The following is a 242-nucleotide window of genomic DNA, read 5'->3' on the forward strand; positions in this document are numbered from 1 at the left end:
CGAGACCGCAGTCTCGGGGATCCCGGCCTGGCGCAGTTCGGCGCGCACCTCGGGCAATGTGAGCAACAGCTCTTCGACCTCTCGGACGGACATCTGCTGCACAGTGTGGGAGTCGTAGTCCTCGAAGCGGGTCTGTGAGACGTCGCCCTCCTCGAAGTAGACGCTGTAGTTGAGGTCGCGGTTGTCGGCGACGACCCGGAAGTACTCACCCATGTCGCGCGCGCGAGCGAGCTCTTCACGGG

Annotated in this window: 1 pseudogene; it reads right to left on the reverse strand. The window is 64.9% G+C overall.

Annotated elements, in window-relative coordinates:
• Positions 1-242 (reverse strand): annotated as a pseudogene (locus SB719_RS22250) (hypothetical protein); the annotation flags it as partial.

The sequence above is a fragment of the Pantoea sp. SIMBA_079 genome (assembly GCF_046940275.1).
Taxonomy (GTDB): Bacteria; Pseudomonadota; Gammaproteobacteria; order Enterobacterales; family Enterobacteriaceae; genus Pantoea; species Pantoea borealis.